The 9,960-nt window shown below is 71.7% G+C and carries 6 protein-coding genes; 4 read left to right on the top strand and 2 right to left on the bottom strand.

Annotated elements, in window-relative coordinates; translation table 11 throughout:
- On the top strand, positions 1-202 hold a 202-nt coding region (locus tag NS354_RS13585), incomplete at its 5' end, for a hypothetical protein (protein WP_206542600.1).
- 356 nt (positions 203-558) lie between these two features.
- On the top strand, positions 559-1,896 hold the full coding sequence (locus tag NS354_RS08500) for a S8/S53 family peptidase (protein WP_058594102.1): 1,338 nt from the start codon (positions 559-561) through the stop codon (positions 1,894-1,896).
- On the opposite strand, the gene NS354_RS08495 is transcribed toward NS354_RS08500, so the two are convergent.
- Positions 1,890-3,251, bottom strand: coding sequence for a hypothetical protein (locus NS354_RS08495; RefSeq protein ID WP_058594101.1), 1,362 nt, complete (start codon positions 3,249-3,251; stop codon positions 1,890-1,892). The two genes, NS354_RS08500 and NS354_RS08495, sit on opposite strands and share 7 nt — an antisense overlap.
- The gene (locus NS354_RS13710) at positions 3,248-4,420 is read right to left on the bottom strand and encodes a DUF2510 domain-containing protein (RefSeq protein WP_058594100.1); all 1,173 of its coding nucleotides are present in this window, start codon (positions 4,418-4,420) and stop codon (positions 3,248-3,250) included. Before NS354_RS13710 ends, NS354_RS08495 begins: the two co-directional genes overlap by 4 nt.
- Before the next feature lie 217 nt (positions 4,421-4,637).
- On the opposite strand from NS354_RS13710, the gene eccCa reads away from it, so the two are divergent.
- Positions 4,638-8,627, top strand: coding sequence for a type VII secretion protein EccCa (gene eccCa / locus NS354_RS08485; RefSeq protein WP_058594099.1), 3,990 nt, complete (start codon positions 4,638-4,640; stop codon positions 8,625-8,627).
- Positions 8,628-8,736: 109 nt separating this feature from the next.
- On the top strand, positions 8,737-9,960 hold a 1,224-nt coding region (locus NS354_RS13580; RefSeq protein WP_241490443.1), incomplete at its 3' end, for a DUF5684 domain-containing protein.

Raw genomic sequence — 9,960 nt, 5'->3', positions numbered from 1 at the left:
CCGCCGCCGCCCATCATCATGCCGCCGGGGCGCTCGCCCCGGCGGCATGATGATGGGCGGCGGCGGTGCCGGCGGAGCGGCTGAGAAGAAGTCGCCGAAGTCGGGCCTGGGCGGCTACATCGCGCCCAAGCTCGAAGACGAGGGCGACGGCGGCCCCGCGGCACGCGCGTCTCGCGCGGGCTCGCGCACGACGGAGGAATGAACGCGAACCGCCGGTGAAGCGGGCCCGGAGCGCCGCCGGCGTCCCGGGCCCGCATCAGCGGCGCGTGCGTAGTGGAGGCGGGAGACCGCCGCGGCTCGGGGGAGCAGATCAGAAAGCAGGAGTTCATGAAGCACCCCCGACAGCACCCAGCAAGCAGGCGTACCCCCGCCCGTGCGGCGTTCACCCGATGGAGCACCGCTCTGCTGGCGGCGCTCAGCGTGACGGCCGTCGCCCTGTTGGCGGCAGCCCCTGCGGTTGCCGTCCCTGACTCAGATGCGGAGCGAGCGCGCGGGCTGTGGCCCGCTCAACTGTGGGACCTGGATAATCTGCGGGAGTCGGGTGCGACGGGTGCGGGTGTGAAGATCGCGGTGATCGACACGTTCGTGAATCCGGATGCGCCGGAGTTGGCGGGTGCGAATCTGCAGGTGCGGGGGACGACGTGTGTGGATCCGGATTCGGGGGAGCCGCGTCAGATCGTCTCGGATGATCCGGCTCAGGCTGCGCATGGCACGAATGTGGTGTCGATGCTGGTCGGCAATGGGGTCGCGGGTGATGGTGGTCTGGGGGCGCGGGGGATCGCGCCGAAGGCCGAGGTGTGGTTCTACGGGGTCGGCGATCTCGATCAGGCGGGGTCTGATCAGTGCAAGCTGCAGGATCCGACGGTCGAGGAGGGTGGTATCGACCTCGCCCATGACATTCGGTGGGACGGGGCCGCCGTCGTGAACAACCCGAAAGGGATTGGGGATCCGTTGTCGCTGGCTGCGCGGGCGGCGATTCGCGACGGCGCCGACGTCGTGTCGATCTCGACACTGGGCGGGGCGGCTGCTGCTTGGGACCAGGTCATGTTCGAGTCGTTGATCGCGGAGGTGCCGGTCTTCGTCGGGGTGCTGAACCCGGACGCCGGGTTCGCGTTGTACGGCGGCCCCTTCGCTCATAACGGCGCATTTCCAATCAACGCCATCCAAGAAGACGGCGAATTGCTCAGCGAACCTGAAACCGGAGCTACATCGAGCGGGGAGTTCAATGTCGCACTTGCGGCGCCAGGGCACGATCTGCTCGGAGTTGGCGGCTCGGATGGTTGGGGGCCGCGGCTGATCTCGGGGACGTCGTATGCGACGCCGCTCGCGGCGGGGGCTGCGGCGCTCGGGATGCAGAAGTACCCGGATGCGTCACCGTTCCAGGTGACGCAGGCGATGCTGCGCACCACGGGTTCGGGCGGGGTGCACGAGATCGAGAGGGCTCAAGACCAGCTTGGGGCGGGGGATCTCAATGTGATGGAGATGCTCAAGGCTGATCCGAGTCAGTTCCCCGATGAGAACCCGCAGTGGGTCACGAGCCTCGACGACCCTCGGTGCGTCTTCGACGGGAAGCCGGGGTACATCGCGGACAACGGGCAGGTGATGTGCGGTTGGAGCAGCGGGCCGTTCGTCGAGGGGTACGAGAAGTATCGTGCGGCGTACGTGGACGGTGAACCGATCGTGGATCTCGGCGAGGTTCAGGCGACGCCGTACACGACGCAGCCGCTCGATGAAGAGCCCGTGCGGGTGGCGGAGTCGGCGGGTGTGTCGCCGTTGATGGTGGCGCTCGTGGTGGTCGGGGTGCTGGTGCTGCTGGGCGGCATCGCGGTCGCGATCGTGCTCGTGGTGGTGTCGCGCAGACGCAAGCGCGAACGCGAGCAGGCGACGACCTACTGACCCGCCACCCACTGCTGCCACTTCTCGGCAGTGAGCGCGGGCGACATCTCGGCGGCCACCTCGGCGATGGGCCGCCCCTCCGTCACCGAGTCGACGGCCAGGGCCCAGGGGTCTCCGCCGTTCTCCGCGACGAAGAGGTAGAACGATCCCGCCGAATCGTAGGCGACCCCCGCGGTGGCCTCCTGCAGAAGCCGGTCGTCGGTGAACACTTCGACACCGAGCGACGCGACGGCAGACGTCAGCTCCGGGTAGGCGACGAACTCCGACGCGCCGGATGCGTACTCGGCGTACCGGGCGAAGCCCTCCAGCGCCGCGCGCGACGTGCCCCAGCTCTGGGAGGGCGCCGCGGTGTAGTGGATCGCGTGCGCGAACTCGTGGATGAACACGGCGCGTCGGTCGTAGTCGGCACCCGGGCCGAGGATCACGGTGGTGCCGCCCGTCGCGTTGCCGGTCGCGATGGTCGGGTCGATCAACTCCGAGGACTGCGAGGGCCGGTAGAGGGATCGGGCGAAGCCGGCGGCGTCGATCTCGCCCTCCGGCTGCTCCCTGTTGCCGTACCGCCAGTGCTGGAGGCGTTCGTTGCTCGCCGTGATGCCCGACGTGAAGCCGGTTTGGGGCACCTGACCGCCCATGCGAGTGGCGAGCTCGAGGGTCGTCGCCGCCGCCTCCTCGGCCTCGTCGATGGAGCGGGTCACCAGTTCGCGCTCGTCCTCCAGCGCGAAGAGCACCACGTGATCGCGGCGCTCGACGTAGATCTTGCCCTCGTCCCACGGCTGGATGATGTCGCGCGGAACGAAGGAGGTGATGCGCAGCGCATCGTCGCTGCCCGACGTGGTGATGCGGTAGTAGCTGCCCTGCGTCAGAATGAGGCCCGCGTCGGCCGTGCCGCTGCCGCGCATCTCGTTGGCCGGGAATCCGAGGTCGACGCCGATGTTGACGAGTTGCGATCCGTCCTCGTCGGTGGTGGGGGTGATGAAGCCGGTGGTCCAGCCGATGGCCGAGAGATTGTCCCACCACAGCGCGAGCTGCTGCTGCGCATCGCCCTCGGCGTACGACAGGAAGAGCTCGCGGTCGTGCGTCTGCAGCGCGGTGTTGAGGTCGAACCACGCCTGCTCGTAGGTGCTCGACTCCGCGGCGTAGTCCTCTTCGATCCACAGGGGCGTCGTGTCGCCGATCGGCACCGCCGCCGCCTCCCCGGCCGGGTAGGGGCGCGGCCAGACGACGGCGGCGACGGCGCTCGCGCCGGCGAGGCAGAGCACGGTGACCCCCACGATGATGAGCTGGGCGACGCGCGCCCTGCGGTTGCGCGGGGGGCGCTGCGCGGCCTGCTCGGTATGGCTCTCGGGTGCGTTCATGCGCCTGCCACCTCCGCGACCTGGATGAATCGGAGCGTCTGCCCGGGGATGCTCGACTCGTCGGGCGGGGTGGCGGCGACCGTGAACACGTACTCGGTGTCGCCCACGGTGATCGGATACTGCGAGAGCGGCGGCAGCGAGGAGAACCCGGCCCGGGCTCCCATGATGTCGTTCGGAATCTCGCTGAACTCGTTCATGACGGGGAACTGCTGCGCGACGGCGGCCGGGTCGAGCGCTTCGGGCCGCAGGCTCGCGTCGCCCTGGCGGAAGAGGCACGAGCTGCGCAGCATGCCGTCCTGCCGTGAGAGCCGCGACATCTCGAGGATCATCGCCTCCACATCGAAGCACACGGTCTCGTCGCTCTCGACAGCCGCGTCGGTGAAGGTGGTGGCGAACTCCTCGCCCGAGGGGTCGTAGGAGATGGTCGATCCGGCCGCGAAGCCGGCGACCCGCCACGGCCCGACCGCGCTGGGGGTGCGCGACGCCTGCGAAGCGCTCGGCTCGTCGGAGCCGTCGTAGTAGAAGGGGCGGGTGAGCCACACGGCCTGCGTCAGCTCGGAGGTGAACGTCTCGCCGTCGACGGTATAGGTGTAGGTGAAGTCGACGGGCACGGAGGCGGAGTCGGCGGTCTCGGGCTCGCCGCCGATGTAGCTCTCGGTGGCGTTGGCGTAGTCGAGCTCTGCGAGGTCGTACCGGTAGTCGATGGCGAGATCGAGCTGCTGCGCGGAGGCGAGGTCGCCGTACAGGGGCGTCGCGGTGTCGTCCGTCTCCGGGTGCAGCGCGGGGTCTGCGGCGTCGCGCCATGCCGGATCGCCGACGGTCGTCGCGGCGAGGAACTGCTCGAGGGCGGCGCCCGGGTCGCCCCGCAGGGCCTCCGCTTTCGCGCCCGCCATCCACGCGAGGGCGGGCACCGACGCGACGACGAGCACGGCGCACACGATGAGGGTGGCGACGGTGCCCTTCGTCCAGGCGCGCTCGTGCGGCGCCTTGCGGCGGCGCTGGTACGCGGGCGCAGTCGCCTGCGTCGCCGTGTACGGGGTCTGCGGGGCTGCGGGGGCGAGGTGCTCGGTCCAGGCCAGTCCGTCCCAGTAGCGCAGCAGCCCGCTGCCCGCCGGGTCGGCGTACCACCCCGCGGCCGGTGCTCCCGTCGATCCTTGCCCGAGCTCCATGGAAACTCCCCTGCATTGCACGTTGACTCTTGCCTGCGCCCGGTTGCGAACCCGTTCGCGTCCCCGGCCGCCGTGCTGACAGACCGTTCCCCCCGAGAAGAGTGTACCGCCTGCCGCGGCGGGAGATGCCGCATGGCGATGTCGCACGTCGTTGATAGTCTGAATCGGCGGCCGCAGGCACGGGCCGCGCGCAGCGCCGTCTCGAAGGAGCACATCGATGAGCAGTCGACTCGCGCCGCCGCGCATGCCGTCCGGCAATGTGAATGTGCAGGCGCCTCCCGAGATCGAGCCCTCCGAGGGCGGCAGCAGCCTGCTGACCTCGGCGCTGCCGATGCTCGGCAGCGTGGGCGCGATCATCATGGTCTCCGTCAGCAACGCCGGGCCCACGGGCTGGATCACGGGCGGCATGTTCCTCATCTCGGCGCTCGGCTTCGTCTTCGTCAACGGGTGGCGGCAGCGCGCGACCCGGCAGGCGTCGATCCTGAGCTCGCGGCGCGAGTACCTCGCGTATCTCGCCCAATTGCGCGACACGGTGCGCACGGCCGCGAAGGCGCAGCGGCGGGAGCGCAACTGGAGGTACCCGGCGCCCGAGACGCTCAGCTATCTCGTCGAAGACGGCACGCGGGTGTGGGAGCGCTCCGCCTCCGACGACGACTTCCTGACGGTGCGCGTGGGCACGTGCGCGCAGCCGCTCGCGCTCACGTTGGTGCCGCCGGAGCTGCCGCCCGTCGCCGACCTCGATCCGGTCGCGACGACGGCGGCTCACCGCTTCATCGCCACCCACGAGACCCAGCCGGATCTGCCCACGTACCTGCGGATCTCGCAGTACCGCAGCGTGCAGCTCGTCGGCGATCGCGTCGCGGGCATCCGCGGTCTCGCGCGCGGCATGATCTGCCACCTCGCCGCCCTGCACAGCCCGGAGGACCTGCAGATCGTGATCGCGGCGAGCCCCGAGTCGCTCCCGCAGTGGGAATGGGCGAAGTGGCTGCCCCACGCGCAGTCGACGCGCCTGCACGACGCGCTCGGCCCGGCCCGCATGATCGGCTCAGACCTCGACACGCTGATGCGCATGCTCCCGTCGGATCTGCGCGAGCGCCCCCGCTTCTCCGCCGAGGGCTCGGCTCCGGCACCGCGCCCCCACCTGCTCGTCGTCGTCGACGGAGCGACTGTACCGCCGAGCGACTCCGTGTTCGCGGGCGGGCTGCAGGGGGTCACGGTGCTCGACCTCCCGAACACCTGGGACGACAACGACGATGTCAGCACGGCGCGCATCTACGTGGGATCGCACACCGCCGAGGTCGCGGAGGGCCGCACGCAGGCGGAGTCCATCACCCCCGACGACATGAGCCTCGTCGAGGCCGAGGCCGTCGCGCGCCGGCTCGCCCCGCTGCACCGGGAGGGAGGCGGCGGATCGGTGGCGCGCGCGAGCAAGCGGCAGCAGGAGCTGCTCGAGCTGCTCGACCTGCCCGACGTGCGCGACCTCGACCTGGAACGGCAGTGGCGGTACCTGCCGGAGCGGGATCGGCTGCGCGTGCCGATCGGCCAGGACACCCACGGCGCCCCGCTGATCCTCGATCTCAAGGAGTCGGCCTCGCAGGGAATGGGCCCGCACGGTCTCATCATCGGCGCGACGGGCTCGGGCAAATCGGAGGTGCTGCGCACGCTCGTGCTGTCGCTGGCGCTCACCCACTCGCCGGAGCAGCTCAACTTCGTGCTCGTCGACTTCAAGGGCGGCGCGACGTTCGCGGGCATGGCCGAGATGCCGCACGTGTCGGCGATCATCACGAACCTGGGCGAGGAGATCAGTCTGGTCGACCGCATGCAGGATGCGCTGCAGGGCGAGATGAACCGCCGTCAGGAGCTGCTGCGAGCGGCGGGCAACTTCGTGAACGTCGGCGAGTACGAGAAGGCGCGCAAGAACGGCCGCACCGATCTGCCGCCGCTGCCCGCGCTGCTCATCGTCGCCGACGAGTTCTCGGAGCTGCTGAGCGCGAAGCCCGAGTTCATCGAGTCGTTCGTCGCGATCGGCCGCCTCGGCCGCTCCCTCCACGTCCACCTGCTGCTCGCCTCGCAGCGGCTCGAGGAGTCGCGGCTGAAGGGCCTCGACACGCACCTGTCGTACCGCATCGGCCTGCGCACGTTCTCGGCGGCCGAGTCGCGCACCGTCATCGGCGTGCCCGACGCCTACCACCTGCCGCAGGAGCCGGGCGGCGGCCTGCTGAAGGTCGGCAGCGACGACCACCTCACGCAGTTCCGCGCCGCGTACGTCTCGGGTCCGCCGCCCGCGCGCCGCGTGATCGCTCCGAGCGACGACGCCTCCGCCGCTCCCGGGGCGGCGCGCATCACCCCGTTCACGGCCGCCGCGAAGCAGCTGGCCGACCCCGCCGATCAGGCGGCCCGCGCCGCCGCCGAAGCCGAGCGTCGCGCCGCCGAGGCCGCGGCCGCCGAGCCGGAGGAGACGCGGAGCACCTTCGAGCTCGCCGTCGCCCGCATGTCGGGCATCGGCCCGGCCGCGCACCAGGTGTGGCTGCCCCCGCTCGAAGAACCCGCGACGCTCGACCAGCTGCTCGGCAAGCTCGTCGTCAGCTACGAGCTCGGCCTGCACGCCCCGCGCTGGCGCGAGGGACGGCGGCTCACCGTGCCCGTCGGCATCGTCGACGTGCCGCTCTACCAGCGCCGCGACCTGCTCACCCTCGACCTCTCGGGCGCCGCGGGCAACGTCGCCATCGTCGGAGCGCCGCTGTCGGGCAAGAGCACCGCGGCGCGCACCCTCGTCTCCGCTCTGGCGCTCACGCACACGCCGCACGAGGTGCAGGTCTTCGTCATCGACTTCGGCGGCAGCTTCACGGGCCTGCGAGATCTGCCGCACGTCGCCGGGCTCGCGACGCGCGGCGAGCCCGAGGTGATCCGTCGCACCGTCGCCGAGGTCACGTCGCTGCTCAACGCGCGCGAGGCGTTCTTCCGCGCCCACGGCATCGACTCCATAGACACGTACCGTCTGCGGCGCGAGCAGGGCGTCGTCGACGACGGGTACGGCGACATCTTCCTCGTCATCGACGGCTGGGCGACGCTCCGCAGCGACTACGAGAGCCTCGAGGCGGCCGTGCAGCAGATCGCGGCGCGCGGCCTGAGCTTCGGCGTCCACGTCGTGCTGACGGCGAGCCGCTGGCTCGACATCCGCCCCAACGTCAAAGACCTGCTGGGCGCGCGCATCGAGCTGCGCATCGGAGACGCCTCCGACTCCGAGATCGACCGCCGTGCGGCCGGCAACGTCTCGGCGCTGCCGGGGCGCGGCCTCGATCCCAGCGGGTTGCAGATGCTCACCGCCCTGCCGCGCATCGACGGCGACACGACCGCCGAGACGCTGGTCGACGGCGTCGACGACCTGGTCGCCAAGATCGGCAGCGCCTGGCAGCGCGAGCACGGCCCGAAGCTGCGCCTGCTGCCCGAGCGACTGCCGCTCGACGAGTTGCGCGCCCACCCGGCCGCCGACCCGGAGCACCTGCTGCTCGGCCTCGACGAGGCGGAGCTCGCGCCCGTCGGCTTCGACCCCGAACGGGAGCAGCACCTCTTCCTGTACGGCGACTCCGGCTCGGGCAAGTCCTCCATGCTGCGCGGCATCGTGCACGAGATCACCCGCCGCTACGAGCCGGGCCAGGCCCGCATCTTCATGATCGACTACCGCCGCGCCCATCTCGGCGAGATTCCCGACGCCTACCTCGGCGCGTACCTGACGACCGCCGAGCAGGCCTCCGGCGCGGTGACGCAACTCGTCGAGTTCTTCCGCAGCCGGCTGCCGGGGCCCGACGTCACCGCCGAGCAGCTGCGCTCGCGGAGCTGGTGGACGGGCGCCGAGGGGTACATCCTCATCGACGACTACGATCTCGTGGCGACCCAGCAGGGCAACCCGGCGGCGCCCCTCGCGCAGCTGCTCGCCCAGGCGGGCGACCTCGGTCTCCACGTGATCGTGACGCGGCGCTCGGGCGGTGCCTCGCGCGCCGCGTACGATCCGATCCTCCAGGGCATGACCGACCTCGGCGTCACCGGCATCCTGCTGAGCGGCAACCCCGAAGAGGGCCAGCTCATCGGCAAGGTCAAGGCGATCCCGAGCGCGCCGGGGCGCGCGCAGGTCGTGTCGCGGGCCCGCGGGTACCAGGTGGTGCAGCTCGCGTACGCACCCTCGACGCAAGACGACGAGGCGCTGTAGGCGGGGTCGCCCGGATTCTCGAATGCGCCCCGGGACGGTACCCTGTCAGAGGCACGCCCGCGTCGCCCACCGCTTGCCCGCATCGCCGCCCAACGGAAAAGAGTGATTCATGGACTACGAGACCTCGACGCAGCTGGGTGCTGGGTTCTTCCTCGTCTTCGGTGTCTGGTCGCTCGTCGGCCTCGCGGTGTACGTCTGGTACCTCTGGTCGCTCTCGCGCCTCTTCCCGTACCTGGGGCTGCCCTCGGGGTGGGGGTGGATCCCGCTCTGGAACCAGTGGCAGCTGATTCAGCGCGGCGGGCTCCCGGGGTGGCTCGCGATCTTCTTCCTCGTACCCGGGCTGAGCATCGTCGCGCTCGTGGTCTCCATCATCGCCATCCACCGCATCAACACCGAGTTCGGCAAGGGCGGCGGCTTCACCGTGCTGGGCGCGTTCATCCCGCCCCTCTGGGCGACGCTCTTCGCGTCGCAGCTGCGGGATCGCGAGTACGGCGCCCCGGGCTACGGCTCTGGCGATTACCCGCAGGCGCCCGGCGCGGCCAGCCCGGGAGCGAACGGCTTCCCGGCCGCTCCCGGTTCCAGCGGCGGTTTCGCGCCCCAGCCCGGTGCGCACGATCAGCACGATCCCGCGTGGCAGGGCCTCCCGCCCGTGCCGCAGCAGGCCGCCGCCCACGATCCGTGGGCCGTGCCGCAGCAGGCTGCTCAGCAGGTGTCTCAGCCCGCGGTTCAGCCCGCGGCTCAGCCCGCGCCGCCCCAGGCGGCTCAGGGGCAGTACGCGCCGGGCGCCGCCCCGGCAGCGCAGCCCGCGGCCCCCGCCGACCCGTGGCAGCAGCAGGCCTCAGCGCCGGCGCCCGCGCCGGCTCCTGCGCCGAACAACTGGGGCTTCAGCAACACCACGGAGGGCGACTTCGAGCGCCTCGCCGCCGAGGGCGCTCCGCCCCGCCAGCCCGCGCCGCTCGGAGCGGTGGCGCCGCCCCGGCCGTTCTCGTGGCCGGCGGTCGAGGACTCGAACGTCGAGCACGAATCGGGGCCGCTGCTCCTTCCCGAGCCGTCGGCGGCAGCGCTCTCGCAGGGGCAGGGCGCCGGCACTGCCGACGCTGCCGCAGCGGGGCCCGCGGCTCCCGCAATTCCCGCGGCCGAGCCGGTTCCCGCCCCGGCTCCGGCCCCCGCCGGCCCCCCCCCCGCGGGCCGCGCCCCGCACCGCCTCGCCCCCCGCACCGCCCGCCCCCGCCACCCCGCCGCCCCGCCCGCCCCTCCGCCGGACCCCCCCCGCAGGCTCTGGGCACGCTACCACCCGCCCCCCCGGCCCAGCACCTCGCCCTACACGATGCCT

Origin of the sequence: Leucobacter chromiiresistens (assembly GCF_001477055.1) — a bacterium.
Lineage (GTDB): Bacteria > Actinomycetota > Actinomycetes > Actinomycetales > Microbacteriaceae > Leucobacter > Leucobacter chromiiresistens_A.
This window is presented reverse-complemented; position numbering and strand designations above follow the sequence as displayed.

Coding starts and splice junctions, on each gene's coding strand:
- NS354_RS13710 (WP_058594100.1), bottom strand. CDS start 4,420: ATGGAGCTCGGGCAAGGATCGACGGGAGCACCGGCCGCGGGGTGGTAC.
- eccCa (WP_058594099.1), top strand. CDS start 4,638: ATGAGCAGTCGACTCGCGCCGCCGCGCATGCCGTCCGGCAATGTGAAT.
- NS354_RS08495 (WP_058594101.1), bottom strand. CDS start 3,251: ATGAACGCACCCGAGAGCCATACCGAGCAGGCCGCGCAGCGCCCCCCG.